This window comes from Cohnella terricola, assembly GCF_007786475.1.
Taxonomy (GTDB): domain Bacteria; phylum Bacillota; class Bacilli; order Paenibacillales; family Paenibacillaceae; genus Cohnella; species Cohnella terricola.
Genome location: NZ_VNJJ01000006.1, coordinates 159,547 through 186,418 on the forward strand (window position 1 = coordinate 159,547; position 26,872 = coordinate 186,418).

General features: G+C 53.0%; 25 protein-coding genes and 1 other annotated feature. Of the genes, 3 read left to right on the forward strand and 22 right to left on the reverse strand.

Annotated features, from left to right (window positions below; genetic code table 11):
- Positions 1–31 precede the first annotated feature (31 nt).
- The 5 genes from FPZ45_RS12700 to FPZ45_RS12720 form a co-directional block, all read right to left on the reverse strand.
- Positions 32–838, reverse strand: a complete 807-nt coding sequence (locus FPZ45_RS12700; protein ID WP_144702045.1) for an ABC transporter ATP-binding protein — start codon at positions 836–838, stop codon at positions 32–34.
- Positions 835–1,863: a FecCD family ABC transporter permease gene (locus FPZ45_RS12705; RefSeq protein WP_144702048.1), complete on the reverse strand. Its 1,029-nt coding sequence runs from the start codon at positions 1,861–1,863 to the stop codon at positions 835–837. Before FPZ45_RS12705 ends, FPZ45_RS12700 begins: the two co-directional genes overlap by 4 nt.
- Positions 1,864–1,867: 4 nt before the next feature.
- Positions 1,868–3,139 (reverse strand): ABC transporter substrate-binding protein, encoded by a 1,272-nt coding sequence (locus FPZ45_RS12710; RefSeq protein ID WP_186438376.1) that lies wholly within the window; start codon positions 3,137–3,139, stop codon positions 1,868–1,870.
- Positions 3,140–3,335: 196 nt separating this feature from the next.
- Positions 3,336–4,325, reverse strand: a complete 990-nt coding sequence (locus tag FPZ45_RS12715; RefSeq protein WP_144702054.1) for an acrylyl-CoA reductase family protein — start codon at positions 4,323–4,325, stop codon at positions 3,336–3,338.
- A 106-nt stretch (positions 4,326–4,431) separates the two neighbouring features.
- The gene (locus tag FPZ45_RS12720) at positions 4,432–5,019 is read right to left on the reverse strand and encodes an NAD(P)H-dependent oxidoreductase (protein ID WP_144702641.1); all 588 of its coding nucleotides are present in this window, start codon (positions 5,017–5,019) and stop codon (positions 4,432–4,434) included.
- Between the two features lie 120 nt (positions 5,020–5,139).
- Here FPZ45_RS12720 and FPZ45_RS12725 point away from each other — a divergent pair, with 120 nt between their 5' ends.
- Positions 5,140–5,571 carry a MarR family winged helix-turn-helix transcriptional regulator gene (locus FPZ45_RS12725; RefSeq protein ID WP_144702057.1) on the forward strand — a complete coding sequence of 144 codons (432 nt, stop codon included), beginning with the start codon at positions 5,140–5,142 and terminating at the stop codon, positions 5,569–5,571.
- 62 nt (positions 5,572–5,633) lie between these two features.
- On the opposite strand, the gene msrA is transcribed toward FPZ45_RS12725, so the two are convergent.
- Together msrA and FPZ45_RS12735 are read right to left on the reverse strand one after the other, a co-directional pair.
- Positions 5,634–6,152 (reverse strand): peptide-methionine (S)-S-oxide reductase MsrA, encoded by a 519-nt coding sequence (gene msrA, locus FPZ45_RS12730; protein ID WP_144702060.1) that lies wholly within the window; start codon positions 6,150–6,152, stop codon positions 5,634–5,636.
- A 14-nt stretch (positions 6,153–6,166) separates the two neighbouring features.
- Entirely contained in the window at positions 6,167–6,646 is a 480-nt protein-coding gene (locus FPZ45_RS12735; protein ID WP_144702063.1) for a GAF domain-containing protein, read from the reverse strand.
- A gap of 199 nt (positions 6,647–6,845) precedes the next feature.
- Between FPZ45_RS12735 and FPZ45_RS12740 the strand changes: the two genes are divergently transcribed.
- The gene (locus FPZ45_RS12740; protein WP_144702067.1) at positions 6,846–7,391 is read left to right on the forward strand and encodes a Crp/Fnr family transcriptional regulator; all 546 of its coding nucleotides are present in this window, start codon (positions 6,846–6,848) and stop codon (positions 7,389–7,391) included.
- Here the strand turns inward: FPZ45_RS12740 and hmpA are convergent.
- The 6 genes from hmpA to FPZ45_RS12770 form a co-directional block, all read right to left on the reverse strand.
- Positions 7,334–8,572 carry an NO-inducible flavohemoprotein gene (gene hmpA, locus FPZ45_RS12745; RefSeq protein WP_144702070.1) on the reverse strand — a complete coding sequence of 413 codons (1,239 nt, stop codon included), beginning with the start codon at positions 8,570–8,572 and terminating at the stop codon, positions 7,334–7,336. The genes FPZ45_RS12740 and hmpA overlap by 58 nt on opposite strands.
- A 111-nt stretch (positions 8,573–8,683) precedes the next feature.
- Positions 8,684–9,529 carry a carbohydrate ABC transporter permease gene (locus FPZ45_RS12750; RefSeq protein ID WP_144702644.1) on the reverse strand — a complete coding sequence of 282 codons (846 nt, stop codon included), beginning with the start codon at positions 9,527–9,529 and terminating at the stop codon, positions 8,684–8,686.
- 12 nt (positions 9,530–9,541) lie between these two features.
- Positions 9,542–10,516 (reverse strand): carbohydrate ABC transporter permease, encoded by a 975-nt coding sequence (locus FPZ45_RS12755; RefSeq protein ID WP_144702073.1) that lies wholly within the window; start codon positions 10,514–10,516, stop codon positions 9,542–9,544.
- 63 nt (positions 10,517–10,579) lie between these two features.
- On the reverse strand, positions 10,580–11,989 hold the full coding sequence (locus tag FPZ45_RS12760) for an ABC transporter substrate-binding protein (protein WP_144702076.1): 1,410 nt from the start codon (positions 11,987–11,989) through the stop codon (positions 10,580–10,582).
- Between the two features lie 198 nt (positions 11,990–12,187).
- Entirely contained in the window at positions 12,188–14,977 is a 2,790-nt protein-coding gene (locus FPZ45_RS12765; protein WP_144702079.1) for a glycoside hydrolase family 3 protein, read from the reverse strand.
- A gap of 48 nt (positions 14,978–15,025) precedes the next feature.
- Positions 15,026–15,790, reverse strand: coding sequence for an RDD family protein (locus FPZ45_RS12770; RefSeq protein ID WP_144702082.1), 765 nt, complete (start codon positions 15,788–15,790; stop codon positions 15,026–15,028).
- A 61-nt stretch (positions 15,791–15,851) separates the two neighbouring features.
- Between FPZ45_RS12770 and FPZ45_RS12775 the strand changes: the two genes are divergently transcribed.
- Positions 15,852–16,829, forward strand: a complete 978-nt coding sequence (locus tag FPZ45_RS12775) for a stage II sporulation protein M (RefSeq protein WP_144702085.1) — start codon at positions 15,852–15,854, stop codon at positions 16,827–16,829.
- On the opposite strand, the gene FPZ45_RS12780 is transcribed toward FPZ45_RS12775, so the two are convergent.
- The 9 genes from FPZ45_RS12780 to FPZ45_RS12820 all read right to left on the reverse strand — a co-directional run bounded on the left by FPZ45_RS12780 (position 16,789) and on the right by FPZ45_RS12820 (position 26,865).
- Positions 16,789–18,204 carry a DUF58 domain-containing protein gene (locus FPZ45_RS12780; RefSeq protein WP_144702088.1) on the reverse strand — a complete coding sequence of 472 codons (1,416 nt, stop codon included), beginning with the start codon at positions 18,202–18,204 and terminating at the stop codon, positions 16,789–16,791. The two genes, FPZ45_RS12775 and FPZ45_RS12780, sit on opposite strands and share 41 nt — an antisense overlap.
- A complete protein-coding gene (locus FPZ45_RS12785) occupies positions 18,155–19,075 on the reverse strand; it encodes an AAA family ATPase (RefSeq protein ID WP_144702647.1) in 921 nt (306 codons plus the stop codon). The genes FPZ45_RS12780 and FPZ45_RS12785 overlap by 50 nt, the downstream gene beginning before the upstream one ends.
- 18 nt (positions 19,076–19,093) lie before the next feature.
- Positions 19,094–20,242: a DUF4350 domain-containing protein gene (locus FPZ45_RS12790; RefSeq protein ID WP_144702090.1), complete on the reverse strand. Its 1,149-nt coding sequence runs from the start codon at positions 20,240–20,242 to the stop codon at positions 19,094–19,096.
- A gap of 1 nt (position 20,243) precedes the next feature.
- Positions 20,244–20,870 (reverse strand): DUF4129 domain-containing protein, encoded by a 627-nt coding sequence (locus FPZ45_RS12795; RefSeq protein ID WP_144702093.1) that lies wholly within the window; start codon positions 20,868–20,870, stop codon positions 20,244–20,246.
- Entirely contained in the window at positions 20,867–21,790 is a 924-nt protein-coding gene (locus tag FPZ45_RS12800; protein WP_144702096.1) for a hypothetical protein, read from the reverse strand. Before FPZ45_RS12800 ends, FPZ45_RS12795 begins: the two co-directional genes overlap by 4 nt.
- A gap of 207 nt (positions 21,791–21,997) precedes the next feature.
- A complete protein-coding gene (gene leuA, locus FPZ45_RS12805) occupies positions 21,998–23,674 on the reverse strand; it encodes a 2-isopropylmalate synthase (RefSeq protein ID WP_144702099.1) in 1,677 nt (558 codons plus the stop codon).
- Between the two features lie 80 nt (positions 23,675–23,754).
- Positions 23,755–24,019, reverse strand: a binding site (T-box leader).
- Positions 24,020–24,077: 58 nt separating this feature from the next.
- Positions 24,078–24,914 carry a bifunctional hydroxymethylpyrimidine kinase/phosphomethylpyrimidine kinase gene (gene thiD, locus FPZ45_RS12810; RefSeq protein WP_144702102.1) on the reverse strand — a complete coding sequence of 279 codons (837 nt, stop codon included), beginning with the start codon at positions 24,912–24,914 and terminating at the stop codon, positions 24,078–24,080.
- Positions 24,911–26,056 carry a glycine oxidase ThiO gene (gene thiO / locus FPZ45_RS12815; RefSeq protein WP_144702105.1) on the reverse strand — a complete coding sequence of 382 codons (1,146 nt, stop codon included), beginning with the start codon at positions 26,054–26,056 and terminating at the stop codon, positions 24,911–24,913. The genes thiD and thiO overlap by 4 nt, the downstream gene beginning before the upstream one ends.
- Positions 26,053–26,865 carry a thiazole synthase gene (locus tag FPZ45_RS12820; RefSeq protein WP_144702107.1) on the reverse strand — a complete coding sequence of 271 codons (813 nt, stop codon included), beginning with the start codon at positions 26,863–26,865 and terminating at the stop codon, positions 26,053–26,055. Before FPZ45_RS12820 ends, thiO begins: the two co-directional genes overlap by 4 nt.
- Positions 26,866–26,872: the final 7 nt, after the last annotated feature.

The following is a 26,872-nucleotide window of genomic DNA, read 5'->3' on the forward strand; positions in this document are numbered from 1 at the left end:
TCCTTTGAACGGATATCCGAATGATGACCCTTTAATTCGTCGATCGGCTGCCGCCTGCCACTCCGCAAGGCAAGTATACGGGGACGCCCCCATCATTATGCACCTTAGCCTCTATGCCGAATACCTCGCGGAAAAAATCGGCCTGGAACACCTCGGAAGGCGTTCCTTCCCGCACGACGTTGCCTTGTTTCATGGCTACGATCCGGTCGCAATACCGGGCTGCTTGGTTCAGATCGTGGAGCACCATCACAACCGTAATTCCTTGTTCCCGGTTTAATAGACGAATAAGCTCCATTAATTCCAACTGGTGCGCGATGTCGAGGTACGTTGTCGGTTCATCCAGCAGAAGGACTCCCGGCTTTTGCGCCAGGCACATGGCAAGCCACGCTCGCTGACGTTCCCCTCCCGAGAGTTCGATCAGCGAACGGTGTTGAAGCTGCGACATGCTGGTGACCTTCAGTGCCCAATCGACCACCTCTTCGTGACTCCCCCTGCATTCTTCATACCATTTCAAATGGGGATTGCGCCCTCTGCGCACAAGGTCGCGAACCGAAATATCCAACGATGACTCCTGCGTTTGGGTGAGCATCGTCATCTGCTGGGCGACGGCTTTACTGCTCATGCCGGCCAAGTTCCGCCCCTTCAAGCTTACGGTCCCTTGCTGCGGGGAAGATAACCTGGCCAGCATCCGCAGAACGGTGGACTTGCCCGACCCGTTCGGTCCGACGATGCCAAGCCATTCTCCGGATGCGACGTCCAGATTGAATCCGTCTACGATCGGCGTTTTGGCGCGATACCCGTATTTCAGTTTGTTCGCCTGCAATGCGGTCGTTGTCATCCTTTAATCCCCCTTCGCAGTAGATAGAGAAAGAAAGGCGCACCAAGAAGGGCAAGCAATATCCCTACCGGAAATTCGATCGGGTCAAACCAACTGCGCGCGGCCGTGTCCGCGGCAACGACTAGCGCCGCGCCGCCAATCGCGGAAATCGGAAACAGAATCCGGTAGTCATTGCCTACGATCAACCTCACAATGTGAGGGACGACCAATCCGACAAAACCGACCATGCCGACAATGCTGATCGCCGCTCCCGCCAGGAAGGTGGATAGTAGAATAATCAGCAGCCTGCTGATTTCCACGCGGGTTCCAAGCAGCTTCGCCGCATCGTCCCCTAATACAAGGAGATTCGCATTCTTAATGAGGAAGAGCGAAGCGACGAGTCCGATCGCCGCATACGGAAGCAGCGTCTCAAAGTGAGTCCAGCTTCGCCCGTTTAAGCTTCCAGACATCCACGGCAATACGGACTGAACCTTCTCGCTGTTCAGAATCATGAGAGTCGTCATGGCGGCGCCCAACAAGGAGTTGACCGCAACCCCGGCAAGAATCAAGCGCAAGGGAGACGCTCCTCCCTTCCAAGCGAGGACATACACGACCACCGCTGCTGCTAATGCGCCAAGAAACGCTGCAATCGGAAGATATGCGATTTGGCTAGGGAACAAGATCATAATCCCGACCGCAGCCAGCCCTCCGCCCGACGACACTCCAATGATGCCGGGATCGGCAAGCGGATTGCGGAAAATGCCTTGCAGGAAAGCGCCGGCAGTTGCGAGGCACGCGCCTACCAACAGCCCTGTTAGAACGCGAGGCAATCTCAGGTTCCATATGATCTGCCTCGCCTCCGAATCCGAAGCATGCAGCAAGGATTCCCACACCTCGCGAGCCGGAATCGGTACGGCGCCTATCATCAATCCGGCAAGCGTCGCGAGCAATAGAAGTAAAATGCTTATCAGAAGCAGGGTGCCGTGCCGGACCAGTTTGGAGCTTAGATATCCTCTGGTCGCTGTCCTAGCTAACGTAGTTGCCATCGTGCTATTTCACCTGAAGAAGCAGTTTATTGATCGTTTCGATCGCCTTAGGCGCTCTCAGACCCGGATTCGCGGCAAAAAGATCCGAAGGAAGCACTTCGAAGCGTTCGTTATTCACGGCGCTCAGATTTTTCCAAGCCTCATTGGATTCGAATTGCTTCTTGAAGCTCGCTTTGACTTCTGTGGCATCGCCATGCGTAATCAACAGGATCAGGTCCGGGTTCGCTGCGATGATCCGCTCTAGACTAAGCTCCGCATATTGCGGCATCGTATCCATCTTAGGGAAGCCTGCGGCCACGTTCTTCCCGCCTGCAAGCTCCAGGAAGTTGCCGGGATAACTCGTCGGAAGCGCAACTACGAAGCTGCCAGGGGCGCCATATACGATTAGCGTTTTCGGCTTGGTTTGCGGCTGAGTTAACGATGCGAGCTTCTTATCCATGTCTTGAATAAGCTCTTTCGCTTTATCCTCTTTGCTCAGAATCTGGCCATATAGGCGAATGGAGGCCTGAATGTCATCGTAAGTGTTATGCGAATGGAACATGACTTGAGCGCCTAGTTTCTCAATGGTCGCCTGCTGCGATTTTAGAGATGGACTCGCAATCACAAGATCCGGCTTAAGCTGCGCCAATTTCTCGAATAAGATGCCGTGCGCGCTGCCAACTTCGGGTACCGACTTCGCTGCTTCTGGATACACGTTGCCGATCGCCGTTGGACGGCCTACAACCGAACCGCCAAGCGCGTAAATAATCTCCGTATCCGAAGAAGAAAGCGTAACGATTCGTTGCGGCGGCTTCTTCAAAGTAAACGGCCCCGAGCTTGCGTTCACGGTTAACGTGCTGCTGATCCCGACCGTATTCGTGTTTTGATTATAAGTGACCCAACGGCCGAACGCTTCGGAGATCAGTCGCAGAGGGACGAACGTTCTTCCATTCTCGGCGATCGGAGCGACATCCAAAGTCGTGCTAACGCCGTTTATGTACGCGGTCTTTGATCCAACCGTAAGCTTGACATTCACGCCGCCTTGATCGGCCGTTACGCTTTTGGTTTTGCTATCCCATGTCGCCTTCCCTCCAAGCGCATTTACGATGCTGCTGTAAGGGACAAGCGTTCTTCCGTCGATAACTTTCGGACTTGCTTCTGTAGCGATTGTTTTTCCATCCAACATCACCGTGATCGCCGTGTTTGCCGCACTGGCATAGTTTCCTTGCGTTGATGCAAAGGGAGTCAGCAGCACCGCTGCAGCTAATAATCCCCGAGTTAATGATTTGTAAAACACAAGATCCTCTCCTCTATTGGTAATGATAATCATTATCACTAATGCGATTTCATTATATTGATAATGATTCTCATTGTCAACATCAATTTAGATTCAGCGTATCATCAGAGCGAATACGAAGAGGCACCCAACCGGGTGCCTTCTGTGCGCAACTGAACTATGCTATTCCTCGGCAGATTGATTGCTCTTAGAGCCCTCACATACACACGAGAATTCGACCATGAGTATTAGACTTCAAAATATCCGAAAGCGCCTCCTGGAGTCCTTGCAGGGATACCTCGCGATCCACTAGCGTTTCCAAGTGCTCCGGTTTCAAATCTTGAACCATTCTATTCCACGAATTGACCCTTCGCTCTGCAGGGCAGTAAACGGAATCAATGCCTAGAAGATTAACTCCGCGTAGGATGAACGGCAGAACGGTTGTCGGTACCCCTATTCCTCCCGTCAAACCACTAACGGCCACTGAGCCTCCATATATGATTTTGCTCAGAATGGATGCGAGCGAATTTCCACCGACTGGGTCAACGGCAGCTTGCCATAGCTGTTTATCGAGCGGCTTGCCGCTGTCTCCGATAACATCCTCGCGAGAAATGACTTCCCTTGCACCTAACGACTTCAAATAATCAGCAGCGTCCGGCTTCCCTGTGCTGGCTACTACATGGTAGCCTTTCTTATTTAGCATGGACACAGCTACACCACCAACACCTCCGGTAGCCCCTGTAACCAAAACCTTTCCTTTCTCAGGGGTTAAACCGTTTTCCTCCAAACGTATGATGGATAAAGCTGCGGTAAAGCCAGCCGTTCCATAGATCATTGCTTCTCTTAATGTTAAACCAACCGGAAGCGGTACAACCCAATCAGCTGGAACACGCGCATATTCGCTAAATCCTCCGTAGTGCGATACACCTACTTCATAACCGGTGACCAAAACCTGCTGACCCTTATGAAACCTTGGATCGGTGGACGAAACGACATAACCTGACAAATCTATACCGGGTATAAAAGGATACGAACGAACAATCTTCCCTTCCGGTATACTTGCCAAACCATCTTTGTAATTTACGCTGGAGTAAACGACCTTAATCAATACTTCTCCTGCAGGCAATTGATCGAACGAAACTTCTTTGACGCCGACTGTAAATGTATCGTTTTTTTCGACGACCAATGCTTGAAATGTCATAGCCATGAAATCGTCTCCTTTATATGATATCGCCTCAGATCCATTGTACCCCTCCCATGATTTCGTGTGAAATGATCATAAACGATACCTAATATAAAAATTTTAATATTTTTCACAAGCCCACTGATTTGAAATATTGATAAATCCGATTTAATTTCCTTTCCTGCCTCCCATTCGGGCCTTCCATGCTTCCATATTCGAAAAATTTCACTTTTTTTATCCCTACATACCGGAACAAGGCTTTCCTCATCAGAACTTTATGCGCATTATTCAACCAGAATAATGGATAGAGCGCAGGCCCTTTCATCGTGGATATGCAAACCACCGACTTCCCTTTCAGGAGCCCTTCCGGCAGAAGACCGCCCTTATCTCTGTATGCGAAATTCGAGGCAAACATTTGATCGATATAACCGAGAAGCATAGCGGGAGGACGTCCCCACCAGATGGGATACACGAACACGATTTTATCGGCATGAAGCAGCTGTTCACGATACTTCCCTAGTTTTGGATCGATATGCATATCCCTTCTACGTTTATTTTCATTAAAAATTAAAACCGGATCAAATTGCTCTTCATATAAATCAAGCACCTGTATTTCTGATATATGCTTGTTCTCGCTGCTCCCTTGAATGACCTTCTCCAAAAATGCGTAATTTAGACTTTGGTGATTCGGATGCGTATAAATGACTAACATTTTCATAACCACACCTCGTTGATTATCATTTGATAACTAAATGGTATCACTTCCTTCATTTTGTTGTCAAATGATAATTGTTTTGGGATAACCAATTTGGTATTGTCTCAGTAAGAGGTGAAACGTGTGGATAAAGCAGTATTGTTCCAAAAATTCGTGACCTTTGCGGCGGCAGTGCACGAAGTCACGCATGAACTAACCAAAGATATTAAGCCGGACGATATTACACCCGTTCAATATAGTATTCTGGAGTATATTGCGGTTAGCCAGCCCGTTACCCTGAGCCAGATTAGCGATTGTAAGCATATCTCCATGCCGAACACGAGTCGTGAACTCAAGAAATTAACGGAAAAAAACTTATGCGAGAAGTTTGACGTTGCGGAAGATCGACGTAAGCAGTTGATCCGGCTCTCGGCAGCAGGACAAACCATGATGGACGAGACCTTCCAACAAATAGGCGGTCGATTTCTGAATCGGATCAAGGATGCTTCCGCAGAAGAACTGGAGACGATCAATCGCGCGCTGGATGTCCTTCAATCCAAAGTGTTTTATGAATAAGTCGAGAAAAAAAGATGAGGTGAGCGCAACGGTCTACACCGTACGCTCACCTCATCTTTTTGTTATTTGGTCCAATTGTCTCTAATAAACCGATCACGCCCGGACTTCTCGCGGTCTTCCTTATAATGTTTAGGATTCTTCTTATGAAAGTCTTGATGATAATCTTCGGCTAAATAAAAAGTCGCGGCCGGCAATATTTTCGTTACGATAGGCTTATCAAACCGACCGCTCGATTCCAAAGCTTGTTTGGATTGAAGCGCCAGCTCCCGTTGCTGTTCGTTGTGGTAGAATATTGCGGTCGAATATTGCGTTCCTCGATCCTGGAATTGCCCGAATTCATCCGTCGGGTCTATCTGCTGCCAATATAACTCCAATAACCTCTCATAGGGGAAAAGCTCCGGGTCAAACGCAATTTGTACGGCTTCCACATGACCCGTCTCGCCCGATTTCACCTCTTCATACGTAGGGTTTTCCTTCGAGCCGCCAGTGTAGCCGGATACGATGCCCTCGATTCCGGGCAGTTCTTCGAACGGCGTAACCATGCACCAGAAACACCCTCCGGCAAAGGTCGCTTTTTGCACGTTTCTGATCCCCCTTAGATGTTATTTACCAAAGTCTCGACGAATCGCTCCAGGCACTCTTGGTCGACCTCATCGAATCGGCTTTTGCTCGGACTATCGATATCCAATACGCCAATCAACTGATTGTCTTTAATCAGCGGAATCACGATTTCCGACTGCGAAGCGGCGTCGCAAGCAATATGCCCCGGAAACAGATGTACGTCGTCCACTCTGATCGTTTCCCTCTTCTGAGCAGCGGTTCCGCAAACCCCTTTACCCATCGGTATTCTAACGCAAGCCGGTAAGCCTTGAAACGGTCCAAGCACAAGCTCATCGGACTTCAGCAGATAAAAACCGACCCAATTCACATCGCTTAAAAATTGATTCAGCACCGCCGAGGCATTGGACAAGTTCGCAATTCTATCGCTTTCGCCTTCAAGCAGCGATGAAAGTTGTTTTGTAACTAGGCTATAGTTCTCCTCTTTCGTTCCTGTATAGCTTTCTTTATGAAACATGATGAATTCCACCTTTGCTATCGGATGATTCCATAATAGCATTATAAACCCTGATTTGATGTTTATGCGCAGGTTATCTAGTAAAACTTGCGATTCCTTATGATAAGGTTCTTCTAGAGGGCTATAATATAAATCAGCTAGTAAAAAAAAACAAGGCCGCAACTTGGCGGCCTTTGCTTTTGTAATATGGAGGCTGTACATGTTATTACACAAAGGTGAGATACTATTTCGACAAGGCGAATCCGGCCCGTTATACCATCTGCGAAGCGGTTTATTAAAAATCGTTAGGGTCCATCAAGACGGATCGCAATTTTTAGTGAATATGATTGTACCCAATGAGACGATCCCTCATCACTCTTTAATGAGTCCCAAACCTTACTATGGTACAGCCGTGGCCCTCGTAACCTGCGAGATTGACGTCATATCGGAAACCCAGTGGTATCAAGAATTAGAAAGCGACCCGGACCGCTGCCGAACCGTGGCATTGCAGCTGCAGGACAAGTTACGAATGATGCAGCAGCGGATCGACCAGCTAACCGAGGTGTCGCCCGCGGAAAAGCTCCGTAAACTTCAATCCTGGTTCCATACGTATATCGCGCCGGCTACACTGACGGATGTGCTGACGCAGGATGAGATCGGCCAGTTTATAGGGCTTCGTCGAGAGACGATTAATCGGTTGCTGCGAAATCAATCGACGACGTCATTAGCAGGTTCCAAATTGTCCGCCGGTCCAAAAAACTCGTAATGAACGTCGGCAGCAGCAATTCCCATCTGGTTCAAGGAGCTGTTTATCGTTTTCATAAACGGCACGGGGCCGCAGAAATAGAAGCTGGCCTCTTGGGTCGGAATTACATCCCGGAGCCAAGGCAAGTCGATATAGCCTTCTTTATGAAATGCATTCGTCCGTCTATCGTGATCCGTCGGTTTAGCATAACACCAATAGGCAGATATTTGTGGAGAACGACTGGCGATTTCTTCTACTTGTTGTCTTAAAGCATGAACGTTCCCATTGTGAGCGGCATGAATAAATGTAATAAGACGTGCAGGATAAGACTCGGCCAGCGTATTAAGCATGCTGACCATCGGCGTTAATCCAACCCCTCCGCTAATCAAGACGACCGGTCTGGAGTCTTGCCGATCCAGCGTGAACTCGCCCGCAGGAGCCGATAACCATAGGATGTCCCCGTGTTCGACATGCTCATGCAAGTGGACGGATACTTTTCCCGCCGGTTTCCCTGGCATGGCGTCTTCCCGTTTCACGGAAATTCGATAATAAGATTTACCCGGAGCATCCGATAAGCTGTACTGGCGGATATGCGTATTCTGTTCGCCCGGTATTTCCATCTTTATGCTGACATACTGTCCCGGTTCGAAAGCGGCGATAGCCCCTCCGTCCTGCGGCACCAAATAAAATGACGTAATCACGTCGCTCTCTTTTACTTTACGCTCTAACCGGAATGCTCTAAATCCTGACCATCCGCCCTTTTGCTCTTCCGATTGTTGATACATCTCGGACTCTACACTGATAAACACATTTGCTATTTCTCCATAGGCTTTCGCCCATGCATTCAGAATTTCCTCCGTAGCCGCGTCACCGAGAACTTCCTTGATTGCAGCTAATAGCGTTTGTCCGACGATTGGATAATGCTCCGCTTTAACCCCCAGACTGCGGTGTTTATGCGCGATTTGTTTTACAACCGGTAATATCGTCTCCAGCTTGTCGATATATTTGGCTGCCGCATATACCGCATTGGCAAGAGCTGTCTGTTGTCTGCCTTGGCTCTGGTTCGCATGGTTAAAAATATTCAGCAACTCCGGATGCCCGGTAAAGAGCAGTTGATAAAACCTCTTCGTGATATCTACGCCATGCTTCTCCAACACGGGAACCGTGGATTTTATGATTTGTATCGTTTGCTCTCTCAGCATGAATACTCTCCTCGCTTTCATTCACTTGGGATGTACCAAGTATATAAAGGAGAGGGTCATGCCTTTTGTGATTACGATCACATCAAATAGAAACGATCTGTGAAGAAGATCTTACTCTTTCACTCCGCCTAGCGCCACGCCTGCGATGATATACCTCGACAACAGGAAGTAGATCACGAACAGCGGCAGCGTAGTCAGCGCCAGGCCCAAATAAATCGAACCGAACTCCGTCTTATAAATATCGCCTCGAAGCAAACTTACCATGACTGGCAACGTATATTTATCCTTCTGCGTCAGGAGGATCAACGGCATGAACAGATTGTTCCAGTTGGCCACGAATGCAAAGATAGCCTGCGTCGCCACAGCCGGGACCATGATCGGCATGACAATACGGTTGAAGGTGTAGAACTCACCCGATCCGTCGATCCGTGCTGCCTCCACCATCTCAATCGACAGCGTCGCAAGCAAGTATTGGCGCATGAAGAACACCACCGCCGGCGCTGCGATCGCTGGCAGAATCAGCGGAAGGAAGTTGTTCGTCCAGTGCAGCTTATACATGAACTGATAGAAGCCAATGGCGCTCGCTTGTGCCGGAATCATCATGACGCACATGATGAACGTAAAGAATGACTGGCGCATCTTCCAATTGTATACCGTGAGCCCGTAGGCGGTCAGGGACGAGAAATAAACCGTCAGAAGGGTCGCGGCACCCGAGATGATCAGCGAGTTAAAGAACCCCCGAATGGGATCGAAGCTCTTGTCCAGCAACACATTCCAGTTGGTCGACAAATGCGTCGACGGAAGCAATGAAAGGCCGCTTTGGATTTCCGGCGTTGAACGCGTAGCGTTCACGAACATGATCCAGAACGGGAGGATACTAAGCAGCGCCAGAAAGATGAGCACGATGTAAATCATCGTCTTGTTTATACCCCGGGAGACGGTTCCGCTTCTTTCCATATTGGCCACGAATTACGCCCCCCTTGCCGCTGCTTTTGCAGCTTTTCTAAGCTTCTTTTCTTCCTTCTTGATTCTTGCCGCGTCACGGTCGCGCATGATGTAGAACAGCACCGCGGACAATATCGCCGCGATCAGGAACATGATCATACTGGCTGCTGCCGCCCGATTATACAAATAACTGCCCTTGAACGCTTGCCCGTAGATGAATACGGACGTGGTGAGCGTGGCGTTGTCCGGCCCTCCGGAAGGGACAATGAACAACTGCGGAATATCGAACATTTGCAAACCACCGATCATCGACACGATCAGAACGTATAGCAAGATCGTACGGAGACTCGGCAGCGTAATGCGGAAGAAGGTTTGGAACCCGTTTGCGCCGTCGATAGCCGCAGACTCGAAGAGTGCGGGATTGATGCCCATAACGCCTGCGACCAGAATAATCATCGTATTGCCGTACCACATCCAGAATTGGATGAACGACACGATGCCGCGCGCTGTCGTCTTGTCCTGAAGGAAGAAGATCGGCCCGTCGGACCAGCCCATCATCTCAAACAAACTGTTCACGGGACCCATCGGGTAGGCGAACAAGGTACTGAAAAGCACGGCGATCGTACTCGCCGTGATAATATTCGGCATGTAGAGCATAACTTTGAACGCGCCTTGTCCTCGAATTTTGAGGCGCTGGTTGGTGAACCATGCAGCGAGCAAGAGCGCGAGACCGATCTGCGGTATGAAGTTCGTAATCCATAGGATCGCGGTATTGGTTAACGATGTTCGAAATGCAACGTTGTGGTAGATGAGATCTTTAAAGTTTTGGAACGGATTATCCAGAACCTGAATTGGCTTTGGTATTAATCCCTGTAAATTCGTGAACCCGATTGCTGCGGTGTATAAAATGGGATACAACGAGAAAACCAGGAACGCAAATATAAAAGGAAGACTGAAAATATAGCCGTATTTCGAATAGTTGACTCCTTTGCGCCGCATGACTCTCACCCCATCAATTAATATGAAGGGGCGGGGAGCTTCACCCGCCCCTTCGGCGCTTTATTATTCGCTGTCGATGTTAAGCTGATCTTTGACTTGTTGTTTGAAGTCCGCGATTGCTTTGTCACGGTTCTTATTGCCCGCGGTGTATTCGCGTACTTGGTCGCGCCAGAGGCTGTTGATCGATTCGTCGTACTGGGTCAAGTTCTTGCCGGAAGCATTCGCGTTGGCCGGAACGAACACGTCAAACATGTTTTGTCCGCCGAGCATATCGATTGTACCGTTAGACTTCGCCATAACTACGGCAGATGCTACGCTGTCTTTCGTTCCTTGCTCGCCATCCTTCATCGTGCCGTTAGCCCAGTAATTTTGGAGGCCCGTGTCGGAAGTGTCGAGCGTAACCCATTTGATGAATTCGGCAACCGCTTCTTTCTTGGCGTCGTTCTTGGCGACGTCCTTGTTGGCGAGGAGCCAAGTACCGCCCCAGAAGAAACCTGTCGGCGGCTCGGTAACCGCCCAGTCGCCATTCGTGTCTTTTACTTGGTCTTTCATAACATAGTTGATGAGCCACGCCGGACCGAAGAATCCGAAGATCGGTTGTTTGCCAGTGCCGGACATATCCGCGAACCAAGCTTCATTCCAGTCTTGCGTATCGTTATGGAAGCCGTTGTCTTTCAGCTTCTTGGACAGATCCAGGAACGCTTCGCGCTTCGGATCGATATGAAGCTTGCCGTCTACAAGCCAGCCCTTATCGGAGCTGTTCTCGATCGCGTGCCAGATATCGCCGTCGCCGGATACGATGCCGTACCCTTTCGCTTTCAGCTTGGCAGCCGCGTCGAAGAATTTATCCCAACCTGGGCCGATTTCGTTCTTGATTGTTGCCGGATCGTCCGTTCCGAACGTATCTTTGGCAAGCGAGCGACGGTAGATAAAGGAGCCGCCTGTTGCTTGATAACCGAGGCCTTTCAGTTGGCCGTCTTTGCTTCCGATGTCAACGGAGTATTGAGCGATGCCGGCGTCCTTCACCATTTGATCGGTAAGGCCGAGGTCGGCATAGTTAGCAGCATAGTCGGACGCGTCGCCTTGCGTGTACTTCAGGACGAACGCGGCTTCAGCTGCATAAATATCAGGAGCGTCTTTGCCGCCAGCGGCAAGCGCTTGGTCGAGCGCCGGTTGATAAGCGCCATCCGTCGTTGCGATAATCGTGGTCTTGAACTCGACGTTCGCGTCCGGATGAGTTGCTTTATACTTCTCTGACATGTTCGGGATTTCGTCCGTAAAAGCCCACAGATTGATGGTGACTTTGTCCTTAGAAGTGTTGCTTGCAGAAGGCGAGGCATTGCTGTTCGACGGGCTTGGACTTGGGCTTGGGCTTGGGCTTGAGTTGCCGGATGAAGAGTTGTTTCCGCCGCATGCGGCCAGGACGGAAGTCAGCAAGAGAATTGCAGTTGACGCAGTTAAATAGCGTTTCATGTCTTTACCCTCCCTTTTTTACGCTTACATTCCTTTTGTAAACGCTACCATTATTATAGTGTTTGTCATGTAAGCGCATAAGGAACCTGCGATTGGGTAAAATTCCATTATTTTTGGGTATTGTTGGGGATCCGATATTTGTTGTTAATTGCAAAGAAAAAACACCTTTACTCGCGTAAAGGTGTTTCCGCGTCTGATTTATGATGGTTTGAATTCGATCCATTCGATCTGCAAGCCCGGTTTAATAAAATCCAGCTTTAACTCGTACATGCCCGCTTCCAGCTCGATATTCTGAAGCCGTTGTTGGATCCATCGGCCTTCTGTTCCGTTGGATTGAATTGTCGCCATCAATCGGCCGTTTAATGTCGCATTACAAGCGCTTTGTGCCCATAACGCTTCTGTGGACAAGACTTTGACAATAATCCGATATGGACCAGGATGGTCCACCTTCATGTAAACCGGATCGCCTGCCGACACTTTGATCCGCGCGTCCTCCGATAGAACTTGCGCATGATTCGGTACAAGCGCCGAATCTGCCGTAAATCTCTCAACTTCAGACTCTATATGTTCATCTATTCTTCCGAACACGGGGGCTTTCATCAAGAATTGGCAAATATTCATAGCGCTGCGCTGCAGCTCTCCGCGAGTCAGCGACCCGTTCGACAAGGACTCTATCGTATTGTCGCCCAATACGTTAAATTCCGCTCCGTAATTGGTCACTACCATGTAGAGATCATTCTGCGATCGAACCATGGAACGCGTATTTTGAAAGTTGCCGTGACCTCCATGGACGACGTCGTTTAGTTTTGCCCACCAATCGGTCATTACGATGCCCGAGAAGCCCCATTGTTGGCGAAGAATCGTCGTATTCAAGTCGTAGTTGGAAGCAGTCCAGTATCCGTTAACCGGGTTGTAGGACGTCATGATGCAATTGGCACCGCCCTGCTTCACCGCGATTTCGAAGCCCTTCAAGTAAATCTCCCGCAGAGCGCGCTCCGATACGACCGCATCCACCGTGTGGCGATACTTCTCTTGATTGTTGCAGGCAAAATGCTTCAGGGTGGCATTAGAGCCGCCTTTCATGATGCCTCGCACGCATGAGGTTGCAAAGATTCCCGTAATGTGCGGGTCTTCCGAGAAATACTCGAAGTTGCGCCCGTTAAGCGGGCTGCGCCGAATATTCATGCCCGGGCCGAGCAGCGCGTCGATTCTGTTGCCGAGCAGTTCTCGGCCTTCCAACTCGTAAAGTTCCTCAATTAATTCGACATTCCAGGTCGCGGCCAAGAGCGTTCCAATCGGAACCTGCGTAGCCTGATGCCCGCTATCCATCCGAATGCCGGACGGTCCGTCGGCCGTACTTGCGATCGGCAAGCCATAATAGAGCAAGCGCTCGCTCACGCCGCCGAAAGCCGAAGCCGTTCCCGGCGTAACCAGCGGGCTGCTCATTCCCTCGCCTCTGACCATCGCCGCGAGATCCTCGTCTTCTAACTGCGCGACGAAAGCTTCCAAAGTGACTTTGCCATCATGAACATCCTTCAACTTATATCCGAGATCGCCGGTTTGCTCCAGGGTTTCCGGCAGATTGCTCTCGATCCGCTCCGCAAGGTTCACGCGTCGAGTCGGCACTTCCTCGTAAGCAAGTTCGAACGTGCCGTCAGCCCGCTGGACACCCGGCTTCATCCGGGTGAAGCTTTCCGTCGGCGCGAGCGCTTCTTCCAGCTGTTCCACGACAAGAAGCGAGTCTATCTCCAAACCGTCCCGTCCGTCAACGCCGATCTGCTCGAGCTTTCGGACACTGTTGCCTGCATACAGTTTATACACCCCGGCTTCAAGAACATAAGCGGATCGATGCCCTGTAATACCGGAGTCGTCATAAGCAGCCATCGCGTGAACGGGGAAACTCACGGTCAAGCGCTGCGACTCACCCGGCCGAAGCAAATTCGTCTTCCCGAACGCGGCCAACTCTTTTGCCGGTCTGCCAAGCTTTCCTTGCGGCGCTTCATAATAGACCTGAAGCACTTCTTGGCCAGCATAATCCCTTCCGGTATTGGTGATGAGCGCGCTGATTTCCAAGCGTGAATCGCCTGCATGGGTAACTGTCTTCGCTTCTTCAGGTTCGATTTTAAACTCCGTATAGGATAACCCGTAACCGAATTCGAACTGAACTTTATCCGGACAGAACGTCTCGAAATAACGGTAGCCGACATAAATATCTTCCTGGTAAAAGTTCTTCAACTCATTGCCGTAATTGCGCGTAGACGGATAATCATGGATGGAATAAGCAACCGTGTCGGTCAATTTCCCGCTTGGCGTCACTTCGCCGGTCAACACGTCGACGATTGCGTTGCCCCCTTCCATGCCGCCGTGCCATGCATAAATTACACTCGCGATCGGATGGACATAGCTTTCATCGTTTAGCCAGCTCATATCGATAATATTCGAAACGTTCAGTACAACGACGGTTTGCTCGAAATGGGACGTTACCTGCTTCAGCATCAAAATCTCGTCAGCCGTTAACCGATAACTGCCAGGCGCATCGGCATTATCCACATCTTCGCCGGCGGTACGTCCGATAACGACGATCGCTTTATCGGATTTGCTTCTTGCCTCGGACACGAGCTCGTCGGTCAAAGGCATTTCCTTCTGATGCCAAGGCTCTGCGGCCCAGCCTCCTCCGCCATTGTCGAACGGGTTTTGTTTGATCCATTGTTCATACACGGCGGCTAGCTCTTCATTAACTGTAATGTGCTTTTTGCTTCGGAGACCATCCAGAAGATTGGTCGTATAGGGTACGTTTACGCTGCCGCCCGAACCGGTTCCGCTGCGATAATAGTTCGATTGAATGCGGCCGAATACGGATACTTTGTCTTTACTGCTTATCGGAAGCGCCTGTCCCTCGTTCTTCAGCAAGACGGCTCCTTCCGCAGCGACCTTCCTGCTGCGTTCGGCGAAGCCCTGCAATGGGCCTCCCAGCTTGTCTTTACTCAACTCAATCCCTCCCAATTCAATATGCCTATTATTTCGCCTAACAGCGGCTTAAACCTCCCAATCCCCACGCAGCTGCTCGTACAGCCAGATTAGGAACACCGTGTCGTTGGGCGCGATTTCTTTAGCGACAACGATCTTACCGGCGAAGTGCTGTGCGATTGGCCGTCCGAGATAAGCGAGACGTTCCGGTGAGACGAACGGCAGCCGCTCCGCCCAGGCGGCGAGAAGCACCCAGTCCGAATACGCGATCGCCTTGCGGCTTTCCTCGTCCAATTCCTGGCGCGGTAAAGACACTCTCATCCAGTCCACTCGTTTATCGATTTTCCTCCGCAGCTTCAACCGTTCCTTCTCTTTCTCGACGACGACGATCGTTCCTGCCACCATATCCCCGATTCTGCGGTCCCTGGGACTGCTCATGACGACGATCATCCCTAGAAAATAGAAAACAGGCAAAATATCGATCAATCGAAACAGATTGCGAATGACAACCGCGAGCAATCCGGCGTTCCGGCCATCCGTCTGAACGACGCGAATGTTGACCATACGCTTACCGATTGTCTGCCCGCCCATCCAATACTCGCAGCAGATATAATAACCGACCATGCCTACGACTCCGATAATGGCCAGCACCGCCATCGCGTACTCGTTGCCGATGAGGACAATAGCGATGATCACCGCCAAATTGAATGCCCCCAGAATAAGCATATCGATCAGTTGGGCGATGGCGCGCATCCCCACCCCAGCCGTAGGGAACTCCAGTTGAACTTGCTCGGGTGTAACGATGGATACTTCTTTTTCCAACGGAATGCTCATTCTCTAGCTCCTCGTTTCCGGGAATTTATGGTAGGATAATAAAAAATAGGAGGTCAATACGATGGATCCCGCGCAGCGAATTAAGCGATACAAAGACGATTGGTCCGAGCTGGAGCTCCTACTCGGTGCACTGGATAACATTCGCCGGCCGATTCGAGCCGACGATATCGACCGTTTAACCGTGCTTTACAAGTCCGCATCGGCTCATTTGTCCGCTATGCGTACAGAGTGGCCGAACGACTCCGCCACGACTTACTTGAACCATCTTGTCGCCCGAGCGAATCACCTGCTATACAGGCAATCCGATAAAGGCGCAGGCCGCATCCGCAGCTTCTTCGGCGTCTACTACCCGTCCTTGATTCGTCGGAGACAACTGTTCATCCTCATAGCCGGGGCGTTGTTTCTTCTTGGTATGATCGCCGGATTCGCGTCTGTATGGGCCGACCCGCTTAACGTGCATCTGTTGCTGCCCGCGAATATCGCGAACTCCATCGATCCCGCCGCGACGAACGGCCCGCGCGGCGATCTACACAGCCCGCTCGTTTCGACAGAAATCTTCATAAATAACATACGCGTCGCCATAATTACCTTCTTGAGCGGAGTAACGCTTGGGATTGGCACCGTGTACTTGCTCGCTTACAACGGCTTAATCGTCGGAGCTTTGGCGGCCGTCTTCATGCAAGCTGGCGAAAGCTATGTTTTCTGGGCTTACATACTCCCTCACGGCGTCATCGAATTGACATCGATCTTTATTGCTGGCGGAGCAGGCCTGTATATGGGTTATCGGTTCTTCGTTCCAGGTGCGTATGCGCGCAAGCGACAATTCCTACAGGCTTCCAAGGAATCGGTACAACTGCTGCTCGGCACGATTCCGCTATTCGTGATCGCGGGCATCATCGAGGGTTACGTTACGCCGTCCACACTGTCGCTCGGCACCAAGTACGCCGTTGCGGGCGGAACGTTGTTGCTGCTTGCGCTCTATTACGCTTACGGTTTGCTTAGAGAGCGTTCCGCGCCTTCAGATTCAAGTATTCGTTGACCGCGCTAAGCGCCAACCGGTCCGCCGGCACATCCAGCACCTGAATGCCCATGCTTGCCATTTGACTCACATACTCGCTGCGGTCTAGACGGAACTTATGCGCCAAGCTTTGAATATATGCGGTCCGATTATTCGTCGGCTCGGCGCGCGCCCACTCGTGCAGCAGCGGGTCGTTCAAGGAGACGAGAAGCGGCACATGGCTTCTGCGCAGCCGACGCGCGTAGACCGGCAACTCCTGATCGTACAGATAACTCTCCATATCGGAGAACATCACAACGAACGACCGCTTCTTAATCTGCCGCAACAGATGCGACAACGCCAAACCGAACCCAGTCTCGACGAAATCGGATTTCAAGTCGTACGCGGCCATCGTCAATTGGTGCAAATGCGGAAGCCCCCGGCCCGGGGGAACGTACGTCTTGATTCGATCGGAAAAAGCGAGCAACGCGACGTAATCCCCTTGCTTCAGCGCAACTGCCGCTAGCACGAGCGCAGCTTCGAGCGTACGGTCCAGCTTCGTCTGGTGCTCAAGCTCGACCCCCATCATTCTGCCGCAATCAAGCAGAATCGTGACGACCTTCCCTTTCTCGGGACGGAGAATATTCGTCATCAGTTTCCCGCTGCGGGCCGTCGCCCGCCAATTCACCCGCCTCGGATCGTCTCCTTGGGCGTAGTTGCGGATCGAGTCAAAATCGGTACCCGCCAAGTTGGGCCTTGCCAGCTTGCTGCCATCCAGCACAAGGGAGTCCTGGGCTGAAGCCAGAACACCACGTACTCGCGAAAGATCCGGCACGATCCGAACTTCACTGCGACATGTTAGCCTCGTCTGTTTCTTCCATAGTCCGACTCCACCCCAGTAACGAAGCATGACGCTTCCGAACGCATAAAGCCCTCTCTCCTGCCCTGCCGTATCGTACTCGATGCCGACCGGGCCGCCCTCTATACGTCCATGCAATATCGCTTGCGAAATCTGATTGTCCTGCTCGTCCTCCCGTTGCGTTCGGAACGCCGTAAAGGAGATCGGAATGTCGTCGGCCAGCTCGACATTCAAAGAAAAGCTCGCCGTATTCGCCGTCAATGCGAGCCGAACTTTAAAGGATTGGCGTATGTCTGCCGCCTCCGGCATCGTTCTCTCAACGGAGAACCGTTTGCGAGCCGGCAGCAGAAGCAGATCAACAGCGCTGAATATTGCCAACAATAAATAAAAGCCCCAGAACGAATAATTGCCATAATCCAGCGCATAGGCAGCTCCGATCAGTACAGAACCGATGGCCGCGATAACAACGAGGCGTCGGGTTGGGACGATCGACTCGTCACCGAGCAGCCTACCGAGGAACCGGAACGGACGCGAGCGTTTCTTGGACGATGTGGTCACTGTTGCCGCCCTCCAATTCCGCCTGCGGCGTCAACAACAGCCGATGGCGGAGCGCGGGGCGCGCCACCAGCTTCACGTCGTCCGGCGTCACGTAATTTCTGCCTTCGAGTGCTGCCCAAGCTTTACTCGCCATCAGGATGGCGATGCCTGCGCGCGGGCTCGCTCCGAGCTGCACTCGCTTGGAGTCGCGGGTTTTGCGAATAATCGACGTAATGTAAGCGATGATCGAATCCTCGACGACGACTTCCGCCGCATGCGCCCTCGCTACCCGAATATCTTCGAGCGACAGCACGGGACCGGCCGCTTGCTCACGCTCCGTCTCGAACGGAACGTGCCCTTTCAGAATTTGCCGTTCTTGCTCTTCCCCCGGATAATCGAGCATCAGCTTGAACAGAAATCGGTCGAGCTGCGCTTCCGGCAACGGATATGTACCTTCGTACTCAAGCGGGTTCTGCGTCGCAACGACGAGGAAAGGCTCCGGAAGCCGATACGTCGTTCCGTGTATGGTCACCTGGCGCTCCTCCATCGCTTCGAGCAGCGCCGCCTGCGTTTTCGGTCCGGAGCGGTTAATCTCGTCGGCCAACACGATGTTGGCGAACACCGGCCCGCGGATGGTTTGAAATTCATTTTCCTTCGTATGGTAGATGACGCTGCCCGTAATATCGCTAGGCATCAAATCCGGGGTAAATTGGATGCGGCGGTACTCGCCGCCCATCAATGACGCGAGCGTACGCGCCATCTTCGTTTTACCGAGCCCCGGCACCCCTTCCAGAAGCACATGCCCTCCAGCCAACAAGGCCGCAGCCATAAACCGGATGTTCGTCTTTTGCCCGTATAGCCGCTGCTCCATCGTCTCGAGCAGCCGTTCCATGCTTGCGCTCATTATCGCTCACTCCTTCTCCAGTAACGCGATCATCTCGCCATACTCGCGCGTCCTTTCTACGAACGCGCCTTCCGCGGCTTCGCCGCGTTCCATCGCCTGCGCGTGACGCAGCAGGCGCTCAAGCTTGACCGCTTGCGCAACGCTTAAGCGGTCTTTCGCCAGCAGCATCGCATCCTCCAGCGATGCCTCAGGGGGCAGCCCCCAGCGCGTCAGCAGCAGCTGGCGCAGGGCACGCGCCTGGTGCGCGAGCGCCGCGCTTTTGAAGCGGCGTCGCTCGTACCAGGCGGCGACCGCTCGCAACGTTTCGTCGCCGCGGCGCACTGTCCAAGCCCGCGGCGTGTACGTCGGGCCGAAGCGTTTGCCTCGCTGCCATAGCCAGAGAAGCAGCGCGACGGCCAGCCCTGCGCAAGCAGCGACGAGCCATGCCGGGTACGCGGCTAGAAACCCTCTCGAATCCTCGTAGCCATGATGGTACTCATCCACCCACATCGCGGTTCTGCTCGAATCGCCGGCCATCCAAGGCCATACAAGCTCGAAATGATCGTGCTTTAGCACGTTCTCGTTCGTCAACCACTCGGGGGTTACTGCCGCTATGATTGCGCCGTCACCGTACGTTCTTCTCGCCGCAATCATTCCGTTCGAGTCGCGGATCAGCAGCTCGCTGACGCCGTCTTCCGGAACGATTCGCTGTCTCGTCCCGACTTCCGCCTGAAATTCTGGCATCTCTTCCCCTTCTTGCCGCATCACGGTTGTCACCCCGGGGGAAGCGGACGAGCTTTCCGTCAGGAATGCCCCTCCTTCGTCCAGCTCGTGACTGAAGAGCAACAATTCGTTGCCCCGTCCCACCCACTCGAGCAGCTTCGTCCATTCGTCCTCGAACGCGCCGCCCGGCTCGATGACCAGCAGCGCATGTCCCTTCCCCGAGGGCAGCTCGCGCCACGAGCGCTTCCATGGCTTGATCGGAACCCGCTTCTCCTCGAGCAACTCGATTATGCCCTTCGTCCCATCGACGTCCGCGGAGTACGATACGTAAGGCGCCATCCGTTCGGGCTCCGGCTTCGCGATCATAAGCCCCAATCCAATAAAAAGCATCACGCAGGCTGCGAGCCCGATCACATGTTTGTTCCGATTCAGCAGGTGCTGCATCGACGCCATCTTATTTCGCCTCCCTCACCGCGATCAACTCATCGATATCGCGTTGAAAATCCAGGAAGCTGGCTTCATCCGCAGGTTCGTTGCCATACCATACCCTTTCAAACAGCAGCGCGCTCCGCTGAAAATAGGGAACCGCATTCGCCCGGCTTCGCTCCAGCTCGTCGCGGTAATCCCAATCCGTTTTCCATTTTTCGATCCGAATCCAGCCTTCTTGCTCCATGTAGAACAGCAGCGATAGATACGAACAGCGAATGCTCTCCCGGATTCGCCCTTCGGAATGGGCTTCCTTCGCCATCTTTGCATACTGTCCGTATGTCAGCGCCATCTCGGATAACCCAACGGGCGTCTTCAGCCGCCGGGCGTTTCCTTGAAACACAATTTGTCTGGAAAACCAATAGATGGCCCCGCATAGCACGATCGCCACCACTCCCAGCAGCGCGTACGCGCCGACCTTCGCAGTCCCTTCCGGCCAATGAACGAAAGAAAAAAGCTCGACCAGCCCGTCCCATAACGACTCCAACCATCCCTTATGCGGGACGGATTCTTTGAGATATTTCGTATATTCGTCCCGGCTCAGGATTTCCCCAAGCCGTTGTTTGTCTTTCAACAGCTCGGCCCGATCAATCATAACGTATGCTCGGCTGGAGGTTGGGGCATCGAGGGATCGGGCACGATCCGATTGATCATCTCTTCCAATCCCATGCCGTCTCGGACTTTAAGATCGGTATAACTGACCGCATAGGCAACGAAGATCATCGGACCCGTCAGCAAACTGAGGAACAGTTGCAGCAGCATGAAGAGGATGCCGTTCATCGGCACGAGCGCAAGAAGGAAGGAAGCACCGAAATTAATAATATAGATAAAGAGCATCTGCAGGAAAAACAGCCCGAAGAGCCTCCAGAAGCTCTTGCGAGTTAAGCCCCAGCTTCTTCCGATGCCGATCGAATCTTCTTTGTGCGCGACGACTGGAAGAAAATACATAAAACGGATCGCGAAATAGTAGAATCCGAACACTGCTCCCACGGCTAGAAGAAAAAACAAAATGCCGCCGATCACTCCGGACACCAGTTTGGAAATTACACCCATGACAAAGAACGCGATGAATAAAGCAATGACCAGGCCGGCCAGAATTAATCCGAAAACGATCGAACTGCCGAGCAGCCCCCAATACCGTTTAAATGACATTCGAAGCAAGCGCAGGGCCGACGGAGCTTCCTCGCCTTGCAGGGCTTGATGTACGAGAAAGACGATCGAGGCGACGACCACGGGAGTAAGAACAAAAACGACAAGCACGCCGAGTAAGAGAACCAGCACGACGATGTCTGGGGAGATTAACGGCTCCGCGTCGCTGACAGAATAATTCATGATATCGTTCACGTCCAACAACGATTGAACGTACTGACCCTGAATTAAGACATTCACCAAATAAAACGGACCGTAGCAGATCAGCATGATCAGCATCAGCTTAACGAAATGCTTGCGGTACAATTGAAAGCTTAAATCGAGCATTCTGCCGACTCCCATCGGCTTCATGACCTCTTGCTGCACGTCTTGTCCTCCTAAGTTTGGTTAAATTTACCTCATTATACTACACAATTCGCCGGGCTTGTTGTCGAGATAGAAAGAAATCTGGAACGCGATGGAATAAGGGCTTCGTTCCGGACAGACGAAAAGAGACGGGGTTGAGCCCGAATAAAGCAAAGGCCGTCCCTCAGTCAATGACTGCTGGGACGGCCTCTTTCTTCGCACGGGATACTAACTCTTCCCGTTCGTATTGCCGATCATTTGATTTACCGCGCTAAACAGCGCTTTTACAGACGAGGTCATGATATCAACGTCAATGCCGCAACCCCAATATACGGTGCCGTCCGAAGCCTTGATGCCAATGTAGGAGACCGCTTGCGATTTCGAACCCGTCTCGAGAGCGTGCTCCTTATAAACCAAATCGCTATACGTCGTCCCGAGATGGGTTTGCAGCGCATTGCTGATCGAATCGAGTCTTCCGTCTCCGGAACCCGTAATTTCCTTGGCTTCGCCGCCCGACCGTATGGTCACGATGGTTTCGAAATCGTCGTCTTCTTTAAAGCGGTATTTGACGAACTCGACCGGCGTTTTTAAATTCACGTACTCTTTGACGAAAATATCGTAGATTTCATCCGGCATCAGTTCTTTCTGCTGATGGTCGGATACGTTTTTGACGCAGTATCCGAAGTGCTCGCGCATTTTCGCCGGGAGATCGAGTCCATACTTTAGCTGCAGCACGTAACCGATGCCGCCTTTGCCCGATTGGCTGTTAATGCGGATGATATCTCCCTCGTATTGCCTGCCGATATCCATCGGATCGATCAGCAGATAAGGGACCGACCAATGCGGAGGTTCTTTTTCCTCGCGCCACTTCATGCCCTTGGCGATCGCATCCTGATGCGAACCGGAGAATGCGGTGAATACCAACTCGCCGCCGTAAGGGTGTCTTTCGCCTACGCTCATCTTGGTTAGCCGCTCATAGACGGTAATGATTTCAGGGATGTTCTCGAAAGACAGTTTCGGGTCGACACCGTGAGAGTACATGTTCAAGGCCAGCGTGACAATGTCTACGTTCCCCGTCCGCTCCCCGTTGCCGAACAACGTGCCTTCAACCCTCTGGGCACCCGCGAGCATTCCCAGCTCGGCATCCGCCACTCCCGTTCCTCTGTCGTTATGCGGATGAACCGATAAAATAACGTGCTCCCTGAATTTCATGTTCTCGCTCATATATTCGATCTGGCTGGCGTAGACATGAGGCATCGACATGGACACCGTGGCAGGAAGATTGATAATGACCGGGTTTTCCGCCGTCGGCTGCCATACGTCAAGAACTTGATTGCAAATGTCCAGCGCGAACTCGATCTCCGTGCCCGTAAAGCTTTCCGGCGAATACTGGAACTGAAAGTTCCCTTCCGTTTCCTCTGCGCACTCCTTCAACAGCTTGGCGCCGCTCAAAGCGATATCGATGATTTCTTCTTTGGATTTGCGGAATACCTGTTCCCGCTGCGCCACAGAGGTCGAGTTGTACAGATGGACGACGGCTTTTTTCGCGCCTTTCAGCGATTCGAACGTTTTACGGATAATATGCTCTCTCGATTGGGTGAGCACTTGGATTGTGACGTCGTCCGGAATCAAATCGCGTTCGATCAACGTGCGCAAAAAGGCGAATTCCGTTTCCGATGCTGCGGGAAACCCGACTTCGATCTCCTTGAACCCGATCTCCACGAGCATTTTGAAGTATTCCAGCTTTTCCTCTAAATTCATGGGAACGATTAACGCCTGATTTCCGTCGCGAAGGTCGACGCTGCACCAGATCGGCGCCTCTGTAATATATTCCTTCTGCGTCCACTTCAAGCTTGTCTTCGGAGGCGCAAAATATCCTCTAGCGTACTTGTTCACATTTTTCATGGATGTCCTTCCTTCCGTTCATTTTCTATCCCTGATTGGCAAAGATCGACAGGACGCAAAAAAAGCCCTTCATCCCCGATAACAGAGACGAAAGACTTTGACATCTTACGCGGTACCACTCCGAATTCACGCCATGGACGGCATGCACTCTATGGATAGGGAGTTGTATTAATGACAAACCTCCATACCCTCCTGATGATAACGGTCAGGCTGCCGGCTCCACCTACTTGATCTGTTCAGCGAGCAACTCCAAGGCGAGTTCGGATTTCTTCGCGGCTGTTTCGCACCATCCAACAGCTCTCTGTTCGCTTAGATAATCGTACTTTTCCTCTTCAACGTATTGAAATATTAAAAAAATCTTATACCACACGAGCCTCGATGTCAAGATGATCATCGACAGCCCTTATCGCAAAAACCGCTTCTTCTCCGCAAACGCGCCGTGCCAGAGGGAGCCCGTGCCGTCGCCTAGGGGAAAAGCCTCCGCGATCGCATCGGCGACGAACGCTTTCGCCATGCGGCACGCCTCCTCCAGATGAGCTCCCTTCGCGAGCAAGGCGGCGATGGCGGACGCCGTCGCGCAACCCGTACCGTGCGTATGGGAAGTTGGCATTCGCGGTCCCGCGAACAGCCGCGCCTCGTACGGACGGTCGGCGGAGACTAGCACGTCGACCGACTCCGCTCCGCCCATATGCCCGCCTTTCAGAAACACATGCCGGGGACCCAGCGCCAGCAGACGCTTCGCCAATCGCCCCATGTCGGCAGTCGTTAGATTTACGTCCGCTCGCATATCCAGCAGCCGGAAGGCTTCCGGCAGATTCGGCGTAAGAATCTCCGCCATCGGCAGCAGATGACGCTTCATGGCATCGAACGCGCCGCCGTCCATCAAGACGGAGCCGTCCGTGGCGATGCCGACCGGATCGACGACAAGCCGCTCCACCCGATGGCGAGCAAACGACTTCGCGGCGGCTTCAACATGAGCGGCGGCGGGTAGCATTCCCGTCTTGACGGCATCGGCTCCGATGTCAGAGAGCACACATTCGAGCTGCGCCTCCACCATGTCCGGGGATACGTGCTCTACGCGCTGCACACCGCGGCTGTTCTGCGCCGTTACCGCCGTAACGACGCTCATTCCGTATACGCCAAGCTCCTGGAACGTTTTCAGATCTCCTTGAATGCCGGCTCCCCCGCCGGAGTCCGAACCGGCAACCGTCATTGCCAGCGGACGCGCGGGAATGCTCATCCGACTCCCCTCCGCTTCCCGGCAGGGGAAAATCGCTCTATTCCGAACGCATTCCCAAACTTGCCGCTTTTTCCTTGCAGCAGGTCTCCGACAAGCGTCGCCGTCGCTGGGCTAAGCAAAATACCGTTGCGGTAATGGCCAACCGCCATGATCAGTTCGGGAGCTTCCGGGATACAGCCGATCAGAGGCCACCCGTCCAACGTCGCAGGCCGCAGCCCCGCCCAACTGCGCGATGGCCGCTTATCCTGCAAAAAAGGATACACGCTGCCGCTCCACCGGGTCAGCCGTCCGATGCCTTGTTCCGTGACGCTGCGGTCAAAACCTGCCATATCTTCCGAGGCTCCGCAGACGAGGCTTCCGTCGTTTTTGCCGACCCAATAGGCTTGGCTGGAGAAGACCATATGGCGGATATGGCCGCCCTGTACGTCATAGGCGCAGATTTGACCACGGATCGGGTGAACCGGCACGTGAACGGGCAGCCACTCTTGTACGAAGCCGCTCCAGGCACCCGTGCACACGACGACCCGATCTGCTTGCCAGCGTCCCGCGAACGACGACTCTACGATGACTCCTTCGCCAGCAGCCCTCTTCAACAAGGTAACGTTACCGGCGTGGGCAACGAGCCGAACGCCTGAACGGCGGCACGCTTCTTCCAACACCCCGACAAGCTGGGGAGCGTGCACATGGCTCTCATCGGAACAGTACAGCGCCCCCAACGCCCGCTCCGACAAAGCAGGCTCCAGTCTTCGCAGCTCCGCTGCGTCAAGAAGCTCGAACCCGGCTCCGTATTTGCTCTGCCATTCCAGCCTGGCGCGAAGGGACAGGAAATCCGCTTCGTGGAACGCGACGTTTAAGCTCCCGCTATGCCTCAATTCCGCCGAGCGTCCCGTCAGTTCTTCTAGCTCCCGAACCCAGGCGGGATAAAGAGAATGGCTCTCCGCGCACAGTTGGAAAAAAGGATCGGGACTTTCGGGATTTTCAGAATACGGCGCCAACAAACCCGCGGCCGCTCCGGAGGCCTGCCCTCCGAACTCCCCGGCTTCCACCACCGTCGTCCGAAAGCCCCGTCTCGCCGCCTCCCATGCGCAGGCTAAGCCGATGATTCCGCCGCCGAGGATTAGCACCTCCGTCGGCTTCGTCACGTCGTCGCCTCCCTGACCTCGGTCGCAAACAGCCGTCCTTCCGGTTCGCTGCTCGCTGAGGCATACCGCTTCTTGGGAATTCGTCCGGCGAGACGGGACAACCTCCCCGCTTCGATCGCAAGCCTCATCGCTCGCGCCATCGCCACTGGGTCCACCGCATTGGCAACCGGCGTGTTGGCGAGAATGCCGTCCGCGCCCAGCTCCATTGCCTGCGCGGCGTCCACGGCCGAGCCTAGTCCCGCGTCCACGATGATAGGAACCCGAGACTGTTCGGCGATCAGTCCCAGATGATACGGATTCAGAATGCCCAACCCCGTTCCGATCGGGGCCCCGCCCGGCATGACCGCTGCCGCTCCCGCTTCCTCCAGCCGACGGCATAGCATCGGATCGTCGGACGCATAAGGCAGCACGGTAAACCCTTCCTTGGCGAGACGCTCCGTCGCCCTGAGCGTCTCTATCGGATCTGGCAGCAGCGTGCGGGAATCCGCGCTGATCTCCACCTTGATCCAATCGCCCAGCCCGGCGGCCCGCGCCAGCCGGGCGATCCGCACCGCCTCGTCGGCGTTGCTCGCGCCCGACGTGTTGGGCAAAAAGATCAGCTTCCTGCCGGCGACATGTTGCAACATACCGTCGTCCTCATAGCTGTCCAGATTGATGCGGCGAACCGCGAAGGTGATCACCTCCGCGCCGGACTCTTCTAGCGCGCTCAGAAATACAGTGGGACTCGGAAACCTGCCCGTACCTAGAAAAAATCGGGATTTCAGCTTCCGCCCTCCGATTAACCATCCGTCTTGCACGGTCGTTTTCATCCTCTGC